The 21,332-nt window shown below is 35.7% G+C and carries 21 protein-coding genes, 2 pseudogenes and 1 riboswitch; of the genes and pseudogenes, 4 read left to right on the forward strand and 19 right to left on the reverse strand.

What is annotated here, in order from left to right:
• Window positions 1-5: 5 nt before the first annotated feature.
• Entirely contained in the window at window positions 6-2,285 is a 2,280-nt protein-coding gene (locus C7P63_RS02705; RefSeq protein WP_125942622.1) for a PBP1A family penicillin-binding protein, read from the forward strand.
• 95 nt (window positions 2,286-2,380) lie between these two features.
• Here C7P63_RS02705 and C7P63_RS02710 read toward each other — a convergent pair whose 3' ends face one another.
• Entirely contained in the window at window positions 2,381-2,641 is a 261-nt protein-coding gene (locus C7P63_RS02710) for a hypothetical protein (RefSeq protein WP_125942623.1), read from the reverse strand.
• A 95-nt stretch (window positions 2,642-2,736) separates the two neighbouring features.
• On the opposite strand from C7P63_RS02710, the gene C7P63_RS02715 reads away from it, so the two are divergent.
• Window positions 2,737-3,693, forward strand: coding sequence for a DUF4767 domain-containing protein (locus tag C7P63_RS02715; RefSeq protein ID WP_165863754.1), 957 nt, complete (start codon window positions 2,737-2,739; stop codon window positions 3,691-3,693).
• 141 nt (window positions 3,694-3,834) lie between these two features.
• Here C7P63_RS02715 and C7P63_RS02720 read toward each other — a convergent pair.
• From C7P63_RS02720 to C7P63_RS02800, 17 genes and pseudogenes are all read right to left on the reverse strand, one after another.
• A pseudogene (locus C7P63_RS02720) lies at window positions 3,835-4,278 on the reverse strand (tyrosine-protein phosphatase); the annotation flags it as partial.
• Between the two features lie 228 nt (window positions 4,279-4,506).
• Entirely contained in the window at window positions 4,507-4,728 is a 222-nt protein-coding gene (locus tag C7P63_RS02725) for a hypothetical protein (protein ID WP_125942626.1), read from the reverse strand.
• Between the two features lie 102 nt (window positions 4,729-4,830).
• Window positions 4,831-5,265, reverse strand: a complete 435-nt coding sequence (locus tag C7P63_RS02730) for a DUF6608 family protein (protein ID WP_125942627.1) — start codon at window positions 5,263-5,265, stop codon at window positions 4,831-4,833.
• On the reverse strand, window positions 5,252-5,725 hold the full coding sequence (locus C7P63_RS02735; protein ID WP_125942628.1) for a LytTR family DNA-binding domain-containing protein: 474 nt from the start codon (window positions 5,723-5,725) through the stop codon (window positions 5,252-5,254). The genes C7P63_RS02730 and C7P63_RS02735 overlap by 14 nt, the downstream gene beginning before the upstream one ends.
• A 17-nt stretch (window positions 5,726-5,742) precedes the next feature.
• Window positions 5,743-6,375: a hypothetical protein gene (locus tag C7P63_RS02740; protein WP_125942629.1), complete on the reverse strand. Its 633-nt coding sequence runs from the start codon at window positions 6,373-6,375 to the stop codon at window positions 5,743-5,745.
• A 112-nt stretch (window positions 6,376-6,487) separates the two neighbouring features.
• Window positions 6,488-7,228: a TatD family hydrolase gene (locus C7P63_RS02745; RefSeq protein ID WP_125942630.1), complete on the reverse strand. Its 741-nt coding sequence runs from the start codon at window positions 7,226-7,228 to the stop codon at window positions 6,488-6,490.
• Between the two features lie 9 nt (window positions 7,229-7,237).
• Window positions 7,238-7,966, reverse strand: coding sequence for an ABC transporter ATP-binding protein (locus C7P63_RS02750; protein WP_125942631.1), 729 nt, complete (start codon window positions 7,964-7,966; stop codon window positions 7,238-7,240).
• A gap of 1 nt (window position 7,967) precedes the next feature.
• Window positions 7,968-8,999 carry an ABC transporter substrate-binding protein gene (locus C7P63_RS02755; RefSeq protein ID WP_243640786.1) on the reverse strand — a complete coding sequence of 344 codons (1,032 nt, stop codon included), beginning with the start codon at window positions 8,997-8,999 and terminating at the stop codon, window positions 7,968-7,970.
• Window positions 8,980-9,744, reverse strand: coding sequence for an ABC transporter permease (locus tag C7P63_RS02760; protein WP_125942632.1), 765 nt, complete (start codon window positions 9,742-9,744; stop codon window positions 8,980-8,982). The genes C7P63_RS02755 and C7P63_RS02760 overlap by 20 nt, the downstream gene beginning before the upstream one ends.
• A gap of 71 nt (window positions 9,745-9,815) precedes the next feature.
• Window positions 9,816-9,921, reverse strand: a riboswitch (TPP riboswitch).
• 103 nt (window positions 9,922-10,024) lie between these two features.
• Window positions 10,025-13,576, reverse strand: a pseudogene (gene nifJ / locus C7P63_RS02765) (pyruvate:ferredoxin (flavodoxin) oxidoreductase); the annotation flags it as partial.
• A gap of 140 nt (window positions 13,577-13,716) precedes the next feature.
• Window positions 13,717-14,454, reverse strand: coding sequence for a class I SAM-dependent DNA methyltransferase (locus C7P63_RS02770; RefSeq protein WP_125942634.1), 738 nt, complete (start codon window positions 14,452-14,454; stop codon window positions 13,717-13,719).
• Window positions 14,455-14,456: 2 nt separating this feature from the next.
• Entirely contained in the window at window positions 14,457-14,780 is a 324-nt protein-coding gene (gene rsfS / locus C7P63_RS02775) for a ribosome silencing factor (RefSeq protein ID WP_243640787.1), read from the reverse strand.
• 42 nt (window positions 14,781-14,822) lie between these two features.
• Complete coding sequence (gene yqeK, locus C7P63_RS02780; protein WP_125942636.1) at window positions 14,823-15,425, reverse strand: bis(5'-nucleosyl)-tetraphosphatase (symmetrical) YqeK; 603 nt, start codon at window positions 15,423-15,425, stop codon at window positions 14,823-14,825.
• The gene (locus C7P63_RS02785; RefSeq protein ID WP_125942637.1) at window positions 15,415-16,062 is read right to left on the reverse strand and encodes a nicotinate-nucleotide adenylyltransferase; all 648 of its coding nucleotides are present in this window, start codon (window positions 16,060-16,062) and stop codon (window positions 15,415-15,417) included. The genes yqeK and C7P63_RS02785 overlap by 11 nt, the downstream gene beginning before the upstream one ends.
• Window positions 16,063-16,103: 41 nt before the next feature.
• Window positions 16,104-16,415, reverse strand: a complete 312-nt coding sequence (gene yhbY / locus C7P63_RS02790; protein ID WP_125943058.1) for a ribosome assembly RNA-binding protein YhbY — start codon at window positions 16,413-16,415, stop codon at window positions 16,104-16,106.
• 17 nt (window positions 16,416-16,432) lie between these two features.
• Window positions 16,433-17,542, reverse strand: a complete 1,110-nt coding sequence (gene yqeH, locus C7P63_RS02795; RefSeq protein WP_125942638.1) for a ribosome biogenesis GTPase YqeH — start codon at window positions 17,540-17,542, stop codon at window positions 16,433-16,435.
• On the reverse strand, window positions 17,539-18,066 hold the full coding sequence (locus tag C7P63_RS02800) for a YqeG family HAD IIIA-type phosphatase (RefSeq protein WP_125942639.1): 528 nt from the start codon (window positions 18,064-18,066) through the stop codon (window positions 17,539-17,541). Before C7P63_RS02800 ends, yqeH begins: the two co-directional genes overlap by 4 nt.
• Before the next feature lie 666 nt (window positions 18,067-18,732).
• On the opposite strand from C7P63_RS02800, the gene C7P63_RS02805 reads away from it, so the two are divergent.
• Together C7P63_RS02805 and C7P63_RS02810 are read left to right on the forward strand one after the other, a co-directional pair.
• Window positions 18,733-20,196 (forward strand): ABC transporter substrate-binding protein/permease, encoded by a 1,464-nt coding sequence (locus C7P63_RS02805; protein WP_125942640.1) that lies wholly within the window; start codon window positions 18,733-18,735, stop codon window positions 20,194-20,196.
• Window positions 20,189-20,914 carry an amino acid ABC transporter ATP-binding protein gene (locus tag C7P63_RS02810; protein WP_125942641.1) on the forward strand — a complete coding sequence of 242 codons (726 nt, stop codon included), beginning with the start codon at window positions 20,189-20,191 and terminating at the stop codon, window positions 20,912-20,914. Before C7P63_RS02805 ends, C7P63_RS02810 begins: the two co-directional genes overlap by 8 nt.
• 25 nt (window positions 20,915-20,939) lie before the next feature.
• On the opposite strand, the gene C7P63_RS02815 is transcribed toward C7P63_RS02810, so the two are convergent.
• Window positions 20,940-21,206 carry a hypothetical protein gene (locus C7P63_RS02815; RefSeq protein ID WP_125942642.1) on the reverse strand — a complete coding sequence of 89 codons (267 nt, stop codon included), beginning with the start codon at window positions 21,204-21,206 and terminating at the stop codon, window positions 20,940-20,942.
• Window positions 21,207-21,332: the final 126 nt, after the last annotated feature.

Here is a 21,332-nt window from a genome sequence, read left to right on the forward strand (position 1 = left end):
AGCTTATGGCTACTAAACAAACACCTGCTTCTCGTCAGAAAAAGAAAAAAAAGGGTTGGTTGAAAAAACTAATTTTAACTTGTGTTGCCCTTGGCGTTGTTGGGTTATTAGCTGGAACAGTGTTGTTCTTCTTCTATGCTAAAGACGCCCCTCCTCTTTTGGCCTCTAAACTAGAAGACACTCAGTCCTCTAGAATGCGAGATCCAGAGGGAAATGTTTTTTATGAAGTAGGACAAAAAAAGAGACAACCGGTAAAAGTTAGTGAGGTACCTGATCACTTAAAAGAAGCAATTACTTCGATTGAGGATAAACGTTTCTATAAACATTTAGGGGTAGACCCTATTCGAATTGCCGGAGCCGCTTTATCTAATGCAAAGGGAAACAATTTACAAGGAGGTAGTACCTTAACCCAACAGTTAATTAAACTATCTTACTACAGTACCAAATCAAAAGATCAAAATATTAAACGAAAAGCCCAAGAAGCATGGCTGGCTATGCAGCTGGAAAGACGGGCCTCTAAAGATTTAATTTTAAATTACTACATCAATAAAGTTTATATGGCTAATGGTTACTACGGAATGGGAACTGCGGCGAAAGCTTATTATGGGAAAAGTCTAAAAGACTTATCAATCGCCCAAACCGCTTTACTAGCGGGTATGCCACAAGCTCCTAACTCATATAACCCTTACATGTATAAAGAAGCAGCTAAAAGTAGACGAGATTTAGTCTTATCTGAAATGAAAAAAGATCGCCGAATTTCTCAAGCAGAATACGACGCTGCAGTAAAAGAACCAATTGATAAAGATCTTTTACCTTTACAAGATAATTCTAAAGAAACTAAAATCTATGATAACTACATTAAACAAGTCATTGCGGAAGTGAAAAAATTAACCGACAAAGATATTTATTCAGACGGCTTAGAAATTTACACTAATATTGAACCCGATGCCCAAAAAGAACTTTATGACATTTTAAATAATGATAACCGACTACTATTTCCTGGAGATGATTTCCAGGCGGCTGTCACTGTGTTAGATGCTCATAACGGACAAGTTTTAGCCCAAATTGGTGGCCGAAAAATTGCCGATAACATTCAATTAGGGACAAACCGAGCTGTTTCAGCTTCTAGAGACTTTGGTTCCACTGTTAAACCGATTACCGACTACGCCCCAGCTATTGAATACAACAATTATTCTACTGGTGAAATGGTCTATGATGGTCCTTATAACTATCCAGATACTTCGATTGCTGTCAACAACTATGACAATGCCTATAAAGGAAATATGACCATTCGAGATGCCTTAATCGACTCAAGAAACGTGCCTGCCATTAAAACATTAGAAGACGTTGGGCTAAATAAATCTAAAAAATTCCTAAAAAAACTAGGAATTGCCTATCCAGAAGGTATGTACTATCCAAACGGTATTTCTGGTAACTTAACCACCTTAAAAATGGCGGCTGCCTATGCCCCCTTTGCTAATGGCGGTAAATATTACAAGCCTCAATATGTTAATAAAATCGTGTATCCAGACGGTACCGAAGAAGTATTCTCTGATCCAGGTCGAGAAGTGATGAAAGCCTCTACCGCTTATATGATTACAGATATGTTAAAAGATGTGATTACTTACGGAACTGGCTCAAAAGCTCAAATTGGTTGGCTACCACAAGCAGGAAAAACTGGAACTTCTAACTATGCTGAAGATAAAAAACATAAAATCAAAGGAGATCCAGACGGAGCACCAGACATTACCTTTGTCGGTTACACTCCTAACTATGTTGTAGCTGTATGGACAGGTTATGATGATTACTTCCACTCCATTAGCACTTGGCAACAACAATACGCTATGGTTATTTACCAACAATTAATGAGTTACTTATCTCAACGTCCTGGTGTCACTGTTGAAGATTGGGAAATGCCAAAAAGCGTGGTCAAAATCGGCCGTCAATTATATCACCGAGATGCTGTTAGAAAAAATAAAAAATCAACTTATTACTATGATTATCCTTCTAGTAGCAGTTCTAGTTGGCTTGCTCCTTCATCAGAAAAAGAATCTAAAAATTCTTCTTCTGACTCTTCTACTAAAGAAGAAAGTAAAGAAGAAGAAAACAAAGAGTCCTCTGACACGAATACTCCAGAAAGTCAACCAGACGTTGATACAGGAGATAATCAAACCGACTCTGAGAATCAGCCGCCTAAAAATCCAGACGGCGAAGATGGGCAAAAACCAGATACTGGAGGAAACAATCAATCTGGTGATAATAACGGCCAAGGGAATAATCGTTAACCAAGCTTAACTGCAAAAAGGAATACAACGAATTAAAAAAGTCACGACAGAATAATTTGTCGTGACTTTTTTTAGCTTTAACTAACTTTAATTGGCTAGTTTTTCTGTTTTTTCTTACTTTGCTGCTCCATATTACCTAAAATATAAAAAGTTGTAGCAATAGTAAAAGCTAATACACTTTTTTGAGAAAAAGATTGAATAAAGAAATTCAATGATACTAAGTACCAAATAAGTCCTAAGTTATTAGCTAATTTTCCTACGATTTTTTTCAAAACTGTCTTTCCCCCTATTTCTTTCGCATCTTCTACTTGGAATGCGTTATCATTCATTCTATCATGAATGGTTACTAGTTTCATTAAGTTTTAAAGTCTTCAGCTTCCATTGAAACTCTGACAATCATCCCTTATAATAATAGCAGTTCATCACTTACATGATTTTAGGAGGTAAACCTTTGAAAAAATACTACTTTATTCCCCTTATCTGTCTAAGCCTAGCTTTACTAGGCGTGTTAACTGGTTGTCAAAAACCAAAGGAAACTTTTTCACCAGAAGTAAGTTCAAAAAAAGTCAAAACTTCGACTACAAATAAACAAGCTGCAGATAAGCAAGCTACACCTAAAAAGAATAAGAAACCAGTCTACTGGTCAGAAAGTGCTCAAGAAGAATTAGCCAACTTTATGGAAGACTGGGGAGAGCAAATGGAACAAAGCTATCAAAGTTACACACCTAAAGAGCCAGTCTATTTACTAGGGACTTCTTTACCAAATGATCTTTTAACTTCTGAACCTAAAGTGCCTGTAAAGTTTGCTGATGCTCCTATTACCTTGAATTGGTCAAAAGACGGGGTAAGTCAACCGGATTATAACTTAGTCGGGGTTTATTCTGATAGTCAAAAAAATTCAGTTGCTACTAGTCATGTCTACTTTTTCGTCATTTATAAAGAACAACCTAGTGTCTGGATTTTAGACTTAACCACCTCTTCTAATACCTCTTTTCTGTCCTTTAAAGAAACAGAAAACAGCAATCTAACAAATGGTTTTGCTGAAATTGTAGAACAAACAAGACAGACTAGCTCTAACTCATCTGAAACAAAACAATCTGATAAGACTAGTCACAAGATTGACAGCTTTAATGACGCTGCTGATTATGCTTTATCTCACAAAGATAACTGGCAATACGAAGATCCAAATATCCATTCAACCTCTGTAGAAGTAATTAGTTTAAATATTAACTATAAAGAACAAGAAACAAACGAATTAGGCAGTTTTTACCGAATTGTTTTTCAGACTAACGATAACGTAAATGAATTAACTAAGGGAATGAAACAATTTAGAGTCTACACAAACGGAAGAATTGAGCAACGCAAAGGCATGGAAGAATTTGAAGAAATAGTGTCACCTAATAATTAATCTTTTCATCAAAAAAAGGTAGCTAGCTAGCTACCTTTTTTTGTTTATGATTAAGGGGAAATATCACCGGAACATCTCTGAAAAAGCTGCCTCTAAATAAGACTCTCGAACTTCCATCATCGCTTCAATGGTTTTCACTGCTTAAGGATTATTATCTGTCTGTTTTGCCACAGCTTGAATTATTTGCTGGTTGGCTTCTTTTCTAAAAGTATTAGACAATAAATAATCTTTCATCACTGTTTCTTTCGGAACTTCTAATGCAGATAATACTAAGGCTGTACCAAAGCCAGCTTGGTCTTTACCCGTAGTACAATGCCACAAAGTTGCTCCCTTTGCATTAGCAAGCAGCTCATCAAATAATTGTTTATACCCTGTTTTAGCAACAGGTTCAGTCACAAAATTTCTGTTGGCTTCAATCAAACAATCTTCTGGCTTTTCTAAACCCATTAAATTTTCCATAAAAGCTTGAGTAAAAGCACCCTGTCCTAAATTTTTCATAACAGGAACATCACTATAGGTCACTGATTTAATCTTAGGATCTGGATGTTCAAACAACTCTTGATCCGTTCTTAAATCGATTATTTGATTTGATTGATAAGTATCTGTTTAAGACTAACCCTGTCACTAGTGGCAACCCAATTAAATTAACAGAAGCTTTGCCTGTTTCATTGTCACGATTTTTTCTCCTTTAGTAAAGCTTTTTATTTTAAGCATCTTTACTATAGCAAAGCTCCTTATCTTTCAAGTAAATTTTAGATAAAAAATAAGTAAAGACATTCAGAACTATTCATTCTAATATCTTTACTTATATGTTTAATCTTTATCTTCTTCAATAAACCTTTGAACAGCTGGGCGAATTAACATAAATCCTACAAAAAAAACAGCAGCCACAACTAACCCAGAAGGTAATACATGATGCAGCCACCGATTTTTAGTCAACTGATTTTTTAACCCTTCAATCCCTACAGACACTAGTAGATAACTTAAAAATATTCTGATTGTCCACACAACATCTAGCTTCAGATTCTCTTTCATGTTTATCTCCTCCCTAACGACCACCTTATGCTTATTTTACCATAAGTTAGGTCATTAGAGAGATAAAAAGTCCGTAATAAAATACTAGACCCTCTTTAGTGATTATCTCTTATGCTGAAGTTCTTTAAGCTGTTGATTAGCTTTTAAGGTTGCTTTTTTTAATGCAGTGCCGTAAATGACTACCCCTATCCCATAAGGAACAGAAAAAGATACTAATACTTGGGAATAACCTTTAGGATGAAGCTCTACCCAAAAACTTGCTAACCACATGCCTAATGAAATCACTGCTACCGCTAACAAGTATTGTATTATAAATAAACCTAAAGGAGATATCTGTTCAAAACGCTCACTTAACCAATCATATAAAGCTAACAGTCCCACTGCTAAACCACTTAAACTAGCTATTAATAGTAAATTCACTTGAGAAGGAGTCACTGTTTTTTGCGTGACTATTTCTAATAAGGCTCCTGCTAAAGAAATCACTGTGTAGCAGACACACCAAATAAGCTGACTATTTTTACGATTAATTAGTTGCATCGGACTGAGTCTCCTTTTTAGTTAATTTTTCTAATCTAGCTTGAAATGCTGGTTTATAATGCCGAGTAATCCAAACTTTTTCACCGTTTTCTAAATAAGCAATGACTCTCATATTCAAACTAGCTTTCAAGTAAGCTAATTTGTATAGATTTAACACCACTCCTTTGCTTACTCTTACAAATCCATCTGCTTCATAACGAAGCGTAATATCAGCCAAGGTCATTTCCACTTGTAATACTTCTTTTTCCAAATAAACAAATGTTTTTTTATCTACTGATTCAAAGTAATACACGTCCTGTAATTGAAAGTAAACTTGGGTGTGTTCTTTTCTGCCGATTAATTGATAGTCCCATCTAGATAAATAACGAAGTAACCCGTTAATTTTTTCGTTTTTTTCCATATAATACAGATCTATTCTACTTTCCTCTTGAGTAAAAACCCGATACTCATTCACCTTCATCTGGTAACAACTCCCCTTTATAAAATAAATAGAAAGGATACGACTAAATAAGCTAATCTAAAGTTTTTATGGACTAACACATAACAATATCCATACAAAAAACACTGAATAGCTAAATAAAGACCTGCCTGACTTCCTTTTAAGCATATATGAATACTCCCCCAAGTTAAAGCTAAAAAAACACCTCCAAAAGGAAATTGACTAACTCTTTTTACACAGGTTTCCCCTAAAGATTGACCATATATTAAGATAACTACTAGTAATAAACTTTCTGCTAAGTAATAGATAAGTTGGTAAACAAATAATTCTGTCCCTAAAGCTCGCCATTCTATTAAAGGTTTAACTCCACCCCAAACAGTGTAACTTAGCCTAAAAGAGAGGCTCATACATATTATTAACCTAACTATTTGTCTAAAATTCATCTTTAAATAAACAGGTTTTCTAACTTTTTTCAACAGTAAAAAGCCTACTAAACACCAAACAAGACTGACTAATAGCCAGTGCATTGCTTGATTTCTAGTAGACCAATTTACTGGAGCAACTTGCCAAAGATAGCTTTCTATTTTTAAGATAACTAATTCTAACCCTAACCCTGCAAAGCCATATAAACCATAAGATAGTTCTTGCCATATTTTTTCTTGTTGTAACATGTCTTTCTTCGCTCCTTTTTTGTTTTCTACTCAATAGTAGAACAACTTGAAAAGAAGAAATAGACCATAAAACCAAGTTGCATATAAACACAACTAAGTCGCATTAACTAGATTAATTTCCAGGGAAAAACCTTAAAAAATTACCCCTTAACTGTTCGGTTAGTTGGTTTACGGATAGCTTTTTTATCTTAGCTAAAGTTACCATTTGGCTCATTTGATGATGCTCATACACTTGTTCGTCAACCTTTGTTTCTAATACCCACTCCATTGCCGCTAAACCATCTGACTCCAACAATAACCGGTTGATTGGCACTTGTTCAGCTACTTGAAGCACTGCAGGATCTACGTTTAAAGAAGGGCCAATCGTAAAATAACAATCTTGCTCAATAAAATCAGTTAATCCCTCTAGAGAAGAATACCAATGAACAAGATAACGATTAGGATATTTTTTGATAAGCCGACTAATCTTTTTTTCTTGGCCTTTCGTATGTAGAATAACTGGTTTTCCCTTGTCACTAGCATAGGCTAACTGCTGCTCAAACATCCTTTGCTGCTGAGATAAGGGGACACTTGTCCACACAGAATCCATACCAATTTCACCTACAACAGACACTTGTTCCAAAATAGGCAATAAATCGATTAGTTGGTAGCGGTTAGCCTCCCAGGGATGAATACCTGCGCTAAGCCAAATCGTTTTCGTCTGTTTGGCTAAAGGTAAAAGCTGATCTGCTTCTACCTTATTTTGACAATTAAAACAGCTTAATATCTGTTCCTTTTTAAGATAGGTGACTAAGCGCTGTTGTTTATCTGTGTGACAATGAGCATCAATCAGTTGTGTCCTCATTTTATCCATTCCACCTTTTTAATTCCTTTGTTGCAGTTTTTGATAAATAGTATAGCGTAAATCTCCCTGTTCGGTTAACCACTGCCTTGAGGGTTGTCTGTTAGATAAATCTAGTTGCTCTGTAATGGTCGTAGGAGAGCCCCCCATAATAAAAATTCTATCAGATAAATATAAAGCTTCGTCAATGTCATGGGTAACTAATAAAATAGTCTTACCTAATTGGGTTCTAACACTTGCTAACCAGTCTTTTAACCCTTGTCTTGTCATAACATCTAATGCTCCAAATGGCTCATCTAGCAGCAAAATATCTCGCTCAACCATCATCGTTCTCAGTAAAGCAACCCGTTGTTTCATCCCTCCAGACAACTCATCAGGAAACTGTTTGGCCACCTTAGATAGCCCAAAAACTTGAAGATGATGAGCTAATTTTTCCTGAGACACTTGTAACTTATGAATCCGCTGGTAAAGCTGAATGTTTTCTTCTACCGTTTTCCAGTTAAACAATAGATCTTCTTGTGGCATATACGCAAAATAAGGATTATAGCCTGTAACTGTTTGACCATTTACTTGGATAGTTCCTTCATAATTTGTCACAGTGCCTGCTAAAATATTTAACAACGTAGATTTTCCGCAACCACTAGGACCAATTAGCGAAACAAATTCTCCTGGTTCAATTTGCATATTAATCTGACTTAATACCGGTTTATCTTGGTATGAACAACTAACATTATTGATAAACAGGCTCATACTACTTACCTTCTGACAAAAATTCGTTAGTATACAAGGTTTTAGCTGGAATTTTCTTAGTAATGAGTTGATTTTCTAGCATAAAATCAGTGTAATTATCCCAAACTTCTTGTTTCATCTCTCCCCATTTACTTGGATCATCTGTATAATGTTTAGACACAAATGCTTGAGATTTTTTTAGAAAAGCTAAATCGTATTCAGGTACTTTTTTATGCAATATATTAGCCCCTTCTTCTGGATGATCGATAGCATACTGATAGCCTTGTTTAGTTGCTTTTAAAAAACGACGGACTAAGTCAGGATCTTCTTTTATGACTTTGTCTGTGGCTAAAATAATCGGTGTGTAGTAATCAAGACGTTTGTCTAATTTTCTTAAAGGTAAAAAATCTAACTGGTAGCCGTCCATCACAGCTTGGGTATAATCCCAACCTTCAAAAAACCACTTAATGTCCACCTCTTTACCTAACCCTGCCATAGCATTGCCTGAACTTCCCACTAATTTAAGTTGTTGATAATCTGCCTGATCATTTGTCATAACTGCTTTTAGTACCGCTTCTTCACTAGGAGATTGCCAACCAGCATAAACTTTCCCTTCAAAATCTTTAGGGCGGGTAATGTGTGACGATTTCATAGATACAAAACCTGAAGTATTATGTTCTAAAACAGTGGCAACTGCTGTAACAGGAATCCGTTGTTTGGAAGCAGCAGCATAAGTCAAATCTTCTTGATAACTTAACCCAAACTCCCCTTTATTTGCCCCTAGTAACCCAATACTTGTTGTATCATCTCCTGGTTCAACGATAGTTAACTTGATGCCTTGTTCTTGATAGTAACCTTTTTCTTCCGCTACATAAATACCGGTATGATTAGTATTCGGTAAATAGTCTAAAATAAGGGAAACCTGAGTTAACGGTTGGTCTTTCTTTTCGGCAGGTTTAGAGGATTTGGCTTGGTTTGTACATCCTATCATCACTAAACTTAACACCATTAAAAATAACAGTCCTGTTATTTTTTTAGTTTTTGCTTTCAACACTTGTCATCATCCTTTTCTTTTGAAGTAATTTTTCTAATCCATATACCCCTAAGTTTAGTCCTAAACTTAGTAAAATAACGATTAAAATTGCCGCAAATACTTTATCCATCAAATAACCATTTTTAACTCGGATCATATAATAACCTAATCCTTGTGAAGCGCTAAGCCATTCCCCAACAATGGCACCTCCTATACAATAAGTCGCAGCTACTCGCATACCAGATAACAAACCAGGTAAGCCCTTAGGTATTTTTACTGACTGATAAATTTGCCAAGTAGATGCGCCGTAATGCTTCATCAACTGAATATATTTCGGATCGACTTGCTGTAAGCCACTAAAAAAAGCAATGGCCATAGGAAAAAAACTCATCAATATGACCAATAAAATTTTAGGGGTCAAACCAAATCCAAACCATACTGTTAGTAACGGACCTAATACCATCATTGGAATAGTTTGTGAAATAACTAAATGAGGATAGATTGCTAACTGAAGACCTTTAAATCTATCCATTAATATGGCTAAAATACTCGCCAATATACTGGCAATCACTAACCCTATTACCCCTTCTTTAAGAGTGACTAAGCTGTGCTTAAATAAAGTATGCCAATCTGATACTAAGGCTTCAACAATGGCAGAGGGCACTGGCAATATGTAATTAGGAAATGAAAACAAGCGACCTAACCCTTCCCAACTGACTAACAGGGTGGTCAAACTTATCAGTGGATAGACTAACCGTTTATTCATTCTGTTTATCCTTTCTTGCAAAAAAACGACAGAAGCTAATTAGCTTCTGTCGTTTATTTAGACATTTAGTATATATATCTACTCAATCATCCCTACGACGGTGCTAACCGACAGGTTCAAAGGGTCTAAACGCATAGTTTACTCTCAGGCCGTTTGCGGCCTCCCCTGATTTATTTATTCAATTGTAACTAAAGTTTAACACCAATTAAAGTTAGATGCAATCTAATTTTTAATTCATTTCACAAACTAACTTTTCCCTTCATTAGGCATCTTTTTTCTTTTCAGCAGCTTTCGCTAATTTTTCCCGAATTTTTTCTTCTTGACCTGCTATTCTAGCATAACGGAAGAAACGATTTTTAGCATCTGCTACAGTTACTGAAAATAGTTCTTCTGAGATAGTTGGGTCAATCCGTTCTAGAGAAGCAAAACGGTTTTCACTTCGCATGAAAGGAATCATCTGATCAAAGTCAGGTTTCTTAAAGTCTAAAGTCATAGGATTTTTTCCTTTTTCCTCTAGTAATGGATTGTATCGGTAAAGTGACCAATAACCTGACTCTACTGCTTTTTTAGTTTGTTCTAAAGTTAGTCCGCCACTAATGCCATGAGCAATACAAGGAGTATAGGCGATAATTAAAGAAGGTCCTGGGAATTTTTCTGCTTCTTCAAAGGCTTTAATCGTCTGCATTTGATTAGCACCTGAAGCGATTTGTGCCACATACACATGACCATAACTCATCGCCATCATCCCTAAATCTTTTTTCCGACTTCTCTTACCTTCTGCAGCAAATTTAGCTACAGCTGAAGTTGGTGTTGCTTTCGATTTTTGACCCCCTGTATTAGAGTAAACTTCGTTATCCATTACTAAAATGTTCACATCTTCTCCACTAGCTAACACATGATCAATTCCGCCAAAGCCGATATCATAAGCCCAACCATCGCCTCCAACCATCCACTGGCTAGGTTTAGCAAACAAATCACGCTGCTCATATATTTTAGCTAATAAAGCATGATTAGGTGTTTCTAAAGAAAGAGCTGCTTGTAGTTTTTGACTACGTTGCTGAGTTCCTTCTCCTTCCCACATATGAGCTTGCCAATCTGTCAATAAATCTTTCAACTCACTGGAGATAGGTAGCTGAACTGCTTCTTCTACTAATTTCGCTAAATTTTCACGTCGTTGGTTGTTGGCTAAGTACATGCCGTAACCATATTCCGCATTATCTTCAAATAAAGAATTAGACCAAGCAGGACCTTGTCCTAACTCATTGGTAGTATATGGGGTAGTCGGAGCAGCTGCACCGTAAATAGAAGAACAGCCAGTTGCATTTGCCATCATTAACCGGTCCCCGTAAAGTTGGGTTAATAACTTGATATATGGGGTTTCCCCGCAACCTGAACAAGCTCCTGAAAACTCAAATAAAGGTTTTTCAAATTGAGAGCCTTTAACAGAGCCTTTTTTAACTGGATTTTCTTTTGTTTTAAGGGTCATAGCGAATGCCCAGTTAACAGCTTCTTCTCGCATCTCCTCGTAAGGTTTCATCTCAAGAGCCTTTCCTTTAGCTGGACAAGCTTCCACACATAACCCACAACCTGTACAATCTTCAACTGACACTTGAATACGGTACATTAAACCATCTGCCCCTCGCATTTCACGGACAATAAAGCCTTCTGGTGCTTCAGCCATTTCTGCTTCATCTGCTAAAAAAGGTCTGATTGCTGCGTGAGGACAGACAAAGGCACATTCGTTACACATAGTACAACGTTCCGCATTCCATTCAGGGACTTCTAAGGCGATACCTCTTTTTTCAAAGGCAGCAGTTCCCAGCGGCATTCGACCGTCTGTCATATTATTTGCTTTTAAATCCCCTACTGTCAATGAATCCCCTTCTTGTTTTTCCATCGGTTTGACAATATTAAAAACAAATTGAGGCATATTTTCTGACCGTTTAATCCCAGGAAGAGTTTCCTCTTGCCAATGACTTGGAACCTCTACTTTTTCTAAATGTTCTAAAGTTTGGTCAACAGCCGCCATGTTTTTATCTACAACCTTTTGTGATTTTCGGCTATAAGTTCGGCTGATTTCTGCTTTTAATAATGGATAAACAGTTTCCATTGGCATCATCTTAGTCAAATAGAAAAAGGCTGTTTCCATAATAGTGTTAATTCGCCGATTTAAGCCAACTTGAGCTGCAATCTTTTGAGCGTCAATAATATAAAATTCACATTGCTTTTTAGCCAAAGCTTGTTTTAAATTGCTTGGTAAATTTTGCTCTAACTGTTCTTTTGTCCAAGTGGTGTTAAGTAAGAAAATACCCCCTGGTTTTAAATCTTTTCCTAAGTCATAGGTATTGACATAAGAGGTATTGTGACAAGCAACAAAGTCAGCTTGAGAAATTAAGTAACTAGAACGAATCGGTTCTTTACCAAATCGTAAAAAAGATTGGGTTAAGCCACCAGATTTTTTAGAATCATAGGCAAAATATCCTTGAGCATACAAATCAGTATGGTTGCCAATAATTTTAATGGCTGATTTATTGGCACCAACTGTTCCATCTGAACCAAATCCCCAAAATTTTGCTTGATAGGTATCCGCTGGTGTTAAGTCTAAATCAGTGGTGATAGGTAAAGATAAATGAGTAACATCATCTAAAATACCAATGGTAAACCGTGGTTTCATCGCTTCTTTTGGCTGTTGTAATTCATTATAGACCGCTAAAATTTGACTAGGTACAACATCTTTAGAACCTAAACCGTAACGTCCACCAATAATAGTTGGTTGAAGTTTAGAGCCGTATAAAGCACTTTGAACATCTAATAATAAAGGTTCCCCAGTAGCTCCTGGTTCTTTTGTTCTATCTAAAACAGCTAAATGCTTCACAGTTTCAGGTAAGGCATGTAAAAAGGCTTCTGTTGGGAAAGGGCGATACAAATGAATATTTATATGGCCTACTTTTCTCCCTTGTTGGTTTAAATAATCGACTGTCTGCTCAACTACTGGGGCAACACTTCCCATTGAAACAATTACTTCGGTTGCATCAGTTGCACCGTAATAATTGACTAACTGATAATTGGTGCCTCGTAGTTCATTGATTTTACCCATATAGCTTGAAACAATCTCTGGTACTTGATCATAAAAAGCGTTGACAACTTCTCTTTGCTGAAAATGAATATCAGGATTTTGATTACCTCCGCTTACATGAGGATGATTAGGATTTAAACTTTTTTGACGAAATTCGGCTAATTTCTCTTGATTGACTAAAGGTTTTAGCTCCTCATAATCTAGTACCTCTACTTTTTGAATTTCATGACTCGTTCTAAACCCATCAAAAAAGTTAACAAAGGGAACACTTGCCTCAATAGCAGCTAAATGTGCCACCGCAGATAAGTCCATGACTTCTTGCACGTTGCTTTCAGCTAACATAGCAAATCCTGTTTGTCTAGTAGCCATCACATCTCCGTGATCGCCGAAAATACTTAAAGCATTAGTAGCCACAGCTCGACTAGCTACATGAAAAACAGCAGGTAATAATTCCCCAGCTATTTTGTACATATTAGGAATCATTAACAATAACCCTTGAGAAGCTGTATACGTACTTGTTAAGGCTCCTGTTTTTAATGAACCATGAACCACCCCTGCTGCCCCAGCTTCTGATTGCATTTCAACTACTTTAACTGGTTGGCCAAACATATTTTTCTTACCAGCAGCTGACCATTCGTCTACTAATTCTGCCATAGTAGAACTAGGGGTAATAGGATAAATAGCAGCCAACTCGCTAAAAGCATAAGAAATATAAGCAGCGGCTGTATTTCCGTCCATTGTGCGTTTTTCTCGCATAATTCCTCCTTCTTTCTTGTGTAATTAATTACTCAGTGAAAATTCACCTTACCCATTATAAAACAAATACTGAAAATTTGCACAAGTATCTAGCTTGTACAAAAAAAGAGCATTAGCTAATCTAATACTCTTTTCTCTCTTTATTTGCGGCAAACGAAAAACCAACGTTTACTTGTTTCAGTAGGTTTTTCATCGGTAAAATCAGCAAAGACTTGAATATCTGTAAAATTGGCATTTTCTAGCATCATCGTATAATTATCTAGAGAATAAGTCCGTTCTTTATGTAACTCATCATAGCGACTAAACAATAATTCTCCTTCATTTTCTTGTACAAAAAAAGTCAGAAAATGTTCAATACTATGCTCTTTTTCTCCAGGATAACTGTCCCATAAAAAGGCAAAATCATCTGTTTGATAATGATAGCTATATTCTGGGAAGACCTCTTGAATTTGATAAAGGGAATGCACATCAAAAATAAAGGTGCCACCAGGTTCTAATGTCCGGTAAACCGCATCAAAGACTTCTTGAACAGCTTGTCTATTTGGCATGTAGCATAAAGAATCAGAGAAACAAGTAATAGCTTCATAAGTGCCAATTTCAGATAAGTCCATCATATCTCCTTGAACTAACTGAATCGAAACATTTTCTTCTGCTGCCCGTTTACTGGCCATCATCAACATTTCTTCTGACAAATCAAGGGCTGTTACTTCATACTGTTCTTTTGCGAATTCACAGGCTAAAGCCCCGGTTCCGCAAGCTAACTCTAAAAGACGGGTGGTGTTTTCCGGTAAATGACGTTTAGAAAAAGCTAACCATTGTTGATACAAAGCTGTATCCATGACCTCATCATACACAAAAGCAAATGTTTCATAAATCATGTCTAATCTACCATGCTAGAAACATTGACCATCGGTGCATCTGACCAAAGTTTTTCCAAATTATAAAATGTTCGCTCTGAGTTATGGAAAACATGTACCACAATATCCCCTAAATCAATCAATACCCATTTTCCTGACTCTTTACCTTCTACACGGGAAACTTGTACCCCGTTGATTGCTGCTTGTTCTACAATTTCATCTACAATGGCGCCAACTTGTTTTTCACTATTTCCATGACAGATAACAAAATAATCTGCTAGCAAGGAAACTTTTTGAACATCCAAAGCAACAATTTCTTCTGCTCGTTTATCATCTGCAGCCTTCACAACTATTTTTAATAAATCACTACTATCTATGGTAATTCCCTCCTATTTTTTCACAACCCACTGATTGTAGGTTTCTAATGTTTTTGGATAAATACTCACTTCTTTTTGGATTAAATACAATAACGTGTGCTTGGTTTCATAAGCCACTGCTTGTTTTAAATCTTTAAAAGCCAATTCTCTAGCTTCTTCTACTCCTTCAAATTGACGACCTAACTCTACATAATCTGCTACATAAATGACTTGATCTAAATCAGTCATCTCTTTTGCTCCAGTTGTATGAAGTCTTACAGCTTGCAGTACCATTGGATCGGTCACAGACAACTCTTCTTTTGCTAAACAAGCCCCTAAAATGCCATGCCAAATTGGATTGCCAAAAGAAATCAAGGACTGATCTAGTCCGTGAGTCTTAATGTAGTGGATCATTTCCTCATCTGGTCGCTCTTTAGCATAGTCATGAATAAGAGCAGCTAAACTCGCTTGAACAGGTGATACATCATGAACTTTGGCTAACTGAATAGCCATCTCTTCCACCCGTAAAACATGGTTAAATCGTTTATCACTCATCTCTTTTTGAATGAGAGGTAACAGACGTTTTCGTTCTTGTTCATATTCTTTTGTTGTTAACTTTCGATAATCATTTACCATCTAAATACAGACCTTTCTTATAAATATAGTCTATCACATTTTCAGGTAAAAGATAACGAATTGAACAGCCCTCTTGAACCTTTTTACGAATCATTGAAGAGCTAATATCTAACTCAGGAACATCTAGCCAGATAACCGAATAATCTGTTTGATGAGAATAATTTGGTCGTCTAATGCCAACAAATTGAACCATGTCAACTAACTCATCAATTTTGTGCCATTTAGGTAGATACTCCACCATATCTCCGCCAATAATAAAAAAGTAATCTGTATCAGGATGTTGTTCCTTTAACCATTTAATCGTGTCATATGTATAACTTTTCCCTTGTCTTTCAAGCTCACAAGTTTCAATGTCTAGACACGGATTAGCCTCAACCGCTAATTTAAGCATAGCCAAACGGTCTGAACTAGCAATCGTCTCCTTATGATCCACATGGGGAGGTAAATAACTAGGCATTAAATAAATATGATCTAAAGCCAACTGATGATACACCTGATCTGCTACAAGTAAATGAGCATGATGAACTGGATTAAAAGTTCCACCTAAAATTCCGACTTTTTTACGATGACTTTGATAAAGGGGCAAGGTTTCTGTTAATAACCTTGCCGAAGTCACTGTTTTAGTTTGTCTTTTCATGTCAAGACCTCCTAAGACATTTCGTTTTTATCATTAACTAGTTAAATTTCTTTTACTTCTTTAGATAAACGTTGATATTTTTCTTTAGAAGAAGGTTTATATAAAACCAACACTCGCCCAATCGTTTGAACAACTGTACAGTAAGTTTCTTCTTCTAATACTTGCGCCACTTCTTCCACTGTTTCATCTGTATTTTGTAGTAAAGAGATTTTGATTAATTCTCTTTTCTCTAAGGCTTCTCCAATTTGTGTTACCATTGCCTCATTAACGCCACCTTTTCCTACTTGGAAAATAGGGGTTAAATGATGAGCCTGACTTCTTAAAAATCTTGTTTGTTTTCCTCTTAATTTCAACATAATCCTTCTTTCTTTTAAATCAATGCTTTCCGTTTAAGAACTTCTACTCCTTTTGGAGCATAACCGGCAACAATACCAGGTTCTGTAATCGTAATCCAGCCTAAACCAGCAAAGACAATATCTGTTTTTTCTTTCACTGAAAATTCATAACGAACTAATTCTGGGAACTCTGACACTTCATCTTCACGAGGTGGTTGTAATAACCCGCCTACATGTTTAGCGTAAAAGTCATCTGCATTAATTAATTTAGTTCGGTGAATATTCAATTCATTGGAGACATAGGCAATCAGTCCTTGATTTTCTCCCCGAATATAATCAAATCTTGCCAAACCTCCTAAAAAGAGCGTTTGACCTGCATTCAATTGATAAACTTTTGGTTTAATTTCTTTCGTAGGCGAAATTAAACGTAAGTCTTTTTTCCCTAAATAATGGGCCATTTGATGACGATGAATAATTCCTGGTGTGTCAATTAAAAAGTGGCCATCGTCTAACGGTATTTCAATTTTATCTAAAGTAGTACCTGGGAACTGAGAGGTTGTAATAATATCTTGCAGTCCTGCAGTTGCTTTAATAATACCATTAATCAAGGTAGATTTTCCAACATTTGTTACCCCTACCACATACACATCTCGGCCTTGACGATGTTTTTCAATTGTTTCAAGTAATTGAATCATTTCACTGTTTTTCTTAGCACTAGTTAACACAACTTCTGTGGGACGAAGACCAGCTTCATAAGCTCTTTCTTTCATCCATTGGGTTAATTTGCCTCGTTTTAAAGATTTAGGTAAAATATCGACTTTATTACCTACTAATAAAACCGGATTATTTCCTGCAAATCGGTGAAGACCTGGAATTAAACTACCATTAAAATCAAAAATATCCACTACATTCACGATTAAGGCATCTTTTGTACCAATTTCATTTAGTAAACGTAAAAAATCATCATCCGTTAAGGCTACATCTTGAATCTCATTATAGTGACGTAACCGAAAACACCGTTGACAATAAACCTCTCCTGTTTCTTCCCCTTTTTTTAAAGCGGACATAGGGGTATAACCTAAACTGTCTTTTTGCTCCGTTTGAATAACGGACCCACAGCCAATACAACGTATTTCCTCTGTCATTTTAGTTCTTGACTCCATTCTATATCAGAATATTTATTTGTTAATTGTTTCATAACTCTTCGTTCTCTTGCTCGGTTTATTTTAGTATTCCAAGCGTCAGAAGCAACTAGGGGCTTCACATAAATAGAACGAACGCCAGCTGTGTTAGCAGCTTTGATATCTGTCATCAATTGATCCCCTACCATGACAACTTGCTCTTTAGGCAAGTTTAATTTGGCAACTCCTTCGTTAATGCCTTTGGTAAAAGGCTTCATAGCTCTTGAAACAAAAGGCAAGCCTAATGGTTTAACAGCATGAGCTACTCTTTTTCTACTATTGTTAGACACCACAATAACAGGAATCCCTGCTTCTTTCATTTGAGTCATCCATTGATGTAACTCTTTTGTCCCATCTGGATTATTCCAAGCAATCAATGTATTGTCCAGATCTGTTAGGATACCATGAATTTGATGTTTCGCCAACTGTTCTGGGGTTAGTTGGTAAATAGTTTCTAATAGCCAGGTTGGTTTATATGATGCTAGCATACCTGCTCCTTTCACGTAAAAAACAGGAGCACTAAGACTAGTACTCCTTACTTTACATCTATCATAAGATAGTTCCTATTTTATGGTATATCCAGGAACTTTTCAATAGCTTAGACCAAACAATCTCCTTATTTTCAATTTCTTATCTTTTTAGTTTCATATTTTCTTCATAATTATACGTTAATATTTAGACATACCAAATAATAACCCTAACAAAAAACTTTTCATTATTTACTCCTCCAAGGTAAATAAATCTCCTTTAGCTACTAGATGAATTTATCTAGTAGCTTTTTCTTGCTATTTTTTCTGACTACTTTCTGATTAAGTGGCTCTAAGCTTATTAAATAAGAAGCGTTTTTCATAAAATAAATTTTTTTCATTCATATTTTATTCATATTTATACGCTATATTTTATTCATACCAACAAAACAACCCTAACAAACAAAAAAACTTTTCATTATTTACTCCTCCAAAGTAAATAACAATCTCCTTAGCACCCAGCGGTATCTGGGTGTTTTTTTTATGCATTTTTTCTGTTTGTAATCGCTATTTTATGCAACTTTATGTATTTTTATGTATAAATATAAAAATTTTAGAATTTTTATTGCATATTTATTAATAAACATGTATAGTGTTCACTATAAATAAAAAAGGAGCGAATCTCGTATGTTAAAAAAAATATCTCAAGGGATCTTTATCTTTTGTCTAAGTTTAATGACAATCGGTTTATTTTTACCAATGACTTCTTTAGCTAAAGAAGAAGACCCAGTTTATCAAAAAATTGAAACGAAGAAAAAATTAGTAGTTGGTTTAACTGCTGACTATCCCCCTTATGAATTTCATGCTAAAGTCAAAGGGAAGGATACTGTTGTAGGTTCTGATATTTTACTTGCTGAAAAAATTGCAAAAGAATTAGGGGTTGAATTAGAAATCCGCGAACTTTCTTTTGATGCTTTATTAGGTTCTATGAAAACAGGAAAAATCGATATGATTATTTCAGCCATGACACCTACTCCTGAACGGGAAAAAGAAGCAGCCTTTTCTGACCCTTACTTAATTATCGATCAAAAAGTAGTGGTACTGAAAAAAGATCAAGATAAATATTTAACAACAGAAGATTTTTCCGGTCAAAAAGTAGCTGCACAAAAACAATCAATTCAAGAAGATTTAGCTAAAAAAGAATTAACTGGCTCAACAGTTGTTTCCTTGCCTAAAGTAACCGATATGATTATGCAACTACAAACTCAAAAAATTGCTGGGGCAGTGATGGAAGCGCCAGTAGCTGAAGCTTACGTCTATCAAAATAAAGCTTTAGCGGTTTCTGATGTCAAATTTAAAGATGACAAACCTGGTGGCTCTTGTATTGCCATGCCAAAAGAAGCTACTGCTTTATTACCAAAAGTTAACAATATTGTTAAAGAAGTTAACGATCAAGATTTAATGACTAAATATAACAAACAAGTTTCTGGCTACATGTTTGAAGATGAAAGTTTCTTTAAAAAATATGGTTCTTTTTATGCTAAAGGAATTGGTTATACTATTTTTCTAGCCTTTATCGGTGTATTATTTGGCGCTGTTTTAGGTGTTCTACTTGCTCTTATGAAATTATCTAAATTAAAAGTCTTAAAAGCTATTGCAGTTATTTATATCGAATACGTTAGAGGAACTCCTTTATTAGTTCAAATTTTCTTAGTCTACTTTGGAACAGCTACTCTTGGACTAAATGTTAATGCTCTAGCAGCTGGCTGTATTGCTATGTCATTAAACAGTGGTGCTTATGTGGCTGAAATTGTTCGAGCTGGTATTAAAGCTGTAGATAAAGGTCAATACGAAGCAGCTCGTTCACTTGGAATGAATCACGGAAAAGCTATGCAACACATTATCTTACCTCAAGCCATTAAAAATATTTTACCTGCCCTAGGGAATGAATTTGTCACAGTTATTAAAGAATCATCTGTTGTATCTGTTATTGGTGTTTCAGAATTAATGTTCCAAGCAGGAGTGGTTCAAGGAGCAAGTTTTAAACCATTCTTACCAATTGTGGTTGTATCCTTGATTTACTTTGCCTTAACATTTACATTGTCACGTTTATTAGGTTTAGCTGAAAGGAGAATGAGCACAAGTGATTAATATACAAAACATTCATAAATCATTTGGTCAAAATGAAGTCTTAAAAGGAATTGATTTAACGATTGAAAAAGGGGAAGTAGTGGTTATCATTGGCCCTTCTGGTAGTGGTAAAAGTACCTTTTTACGATGTTTAAATTTATTAGAAGAACCCAATGAAGGAGTTATTGAATTTGAAGGTAAAAATTTATTAGATCCTAAAACAGATATTAATCTGTTACGTCAAAAAATGGGAATGGTATTTCAAAACTTTAACTTATTCCCTCATAAAACTGTATTAGAAAACTTGACTATTAGTCCTATTCAAGTAAAAAAAGAAACCTCCGCGGCTGCAGAAAAAACAGCCTTAGAGTTACTAGACCGAGTTGGCTTAAAAGAAAAAGCCCAAACTTATCCTAATAGTTTATCTGGTGGACAAAAGCAACGGGTAGCAATTGCTAGAGCTTTAGCCATGAATCCAGATGTCATGCTTTTTGACGAACCTACTTCTGCACTGGATCCAGAGATGGTTGGCGAAGTTTTAGACGTTATGAAAAGTTTAGCCGAATCTGGTATGACGATGGCTATCGTCACTCATGAAATGGGCTTTGCTAAAGAAGTAGCTGACCGAGTTATCTTTATGGATCAAGGAGTTATCCAAGAACAAGGAACTCCTGAAGAGATTTTTACTCAGCCTAAAAACCCTCGAACTCAAAACTTTTTAAGTAAAGTATTGTCTTAATAGAAAAGAAGCTAGGAATTTTTCCCTAGCTTCTTTTTTTACTCACTTTCTTTAACAGCTGATACCCTTTTTTTATCCCCCAACCTATTCCTAGTAACATAGCGATTGCCAAACTTACCTCAAAAAAGCGAACCATTACCACTAAGTTAAAAGCATATTTTAACCACAAAATAGTCAACCCTATTCCTAGTAAGACTTTACTGGTTGTAGATAATTTTCGGTAAAGCAACCACTCTAGCCAACCTTCATGTTCTTGTCGACTTTCTTGCCACTGTGCCACTAATTTTCTCAAATTTCTTTCATCTCTTTCTTCTCTGCTTCTCCTATTTAAAAGACTTCTCTAACATGTTTTAAGTTATTCTTACTGTATCATTTTTTCTCTTATTTGACCCTTTTTTTCTTCATTTTTATTCAACTA

The sequence above is a fragment of the Vagococcus humatus genome (genome assembly GCF_003950325.1).
GTDB classification, from domain to species: Bacteria; Bacillota; Bacilli; order Lactobacillales; family Vagococcaceae; genus Vagococcus_C; species Vagococcus_C humatus.

Coding starts and splice junctions, on each gene's coding strand:
- C7P63_RS02745 (WP_125942630.1), bottom strand. CDS start 7,228: ATGGATAAAATGAGGACACAACTGATTGATGCTCATTGTCACACAGAT.
- C7P63_RS02760 (WP_125942632.1), bottom strand. CDS start 9,744: ATGAATAAACGGTTAGTCTATCCACTGATAAGTTTGACCACCCTGTTA.
- C7P63_RS02800 (WP_125942639.1), bottom strand. CDS start 18,066: ATGCTAGCATCATATAAACCAACCTGGCTATTAGAAACTATTTACCAA.
- C7P63_RS02705 (WP_125942622.1), top strand. CDS start 6: ATGGCTACTAAACAAACACCTGCTTCTCGTCAGAAAAAGAAAAAAAAG.
- C7P63_RS02805 (WP_125942640.1), top strand. CDS start 18,733: ATGTTAAAAAAAATATCTCAAGGGATCTTTATCTTTTGTCTAAGTTTA.
- C7P63_RS02770 (WP_125942634.1), bottom strand. CDS start 14,454: ATGATTTATGAAACATTTGCTTTTGTGTATGATGAGGTCATGGATACA.
- yqeK (WP_125942636.1), bottom strand. CDS start 15,425: ATGGTAAATGATTATCGAAAGTTAACAACAAAAGAATATGAACAAGAA.
- C7P63_RS02710 (WP_125942623.1), bottom strand. CDS start 2,641: ATGAAACTAGTAACCATTCATGATAGAATGAATGATAACGCATTCCAA.
- C7P63_RS02735 (WP_125942628.1), bottom strand. CDS start 5,725: ATGAAGGTGAATGAGTATCGGGTTTTTACTCAAGAGGAAAGTAGAATA.
- C7P63_RS02785 (WP_125942637.1), bottom strand. CDS start 16,062: ATGAAAAGACAAACTAAAACAGTGACTTCGGCAAGGTTATTAACAGAA.
- C7P63_RS02730 (WP_125942627.1), bottom strand. CDS start 5,265: ATGCAACTAATTAATCGTAAAAATAGTCAGCTTATTTGGTGTGTCTGC.
- C7P63_RS02725 (WP_125942626.1), bottom strand. CDS start 4,728: ATGAAAGAGAATCTGAAGCTAGATGTTGTGTGGACAATCAGAATATTT.
- yqeH (WP_125942638.1), bottom strand. CDS start 17,542: ATGACAGAGGAAATACGTTGTATTGGCTGTGGGTCCGTTATTCAAACG.
- C7P63_RS02740 (WP_125942629.1), bottom strand. CDS start 6,375: ATGTTACAACAAGAAAAAATATGGCAAGAACTATCTTATGGTTTATAT.
- C7P63_RS02750 (WP_125942631.1), bottom strand. CDS start 7,966: ATGAGCCTGTTTATCAATAATGTTAGTTGTTCATACCAAGATAAACCG.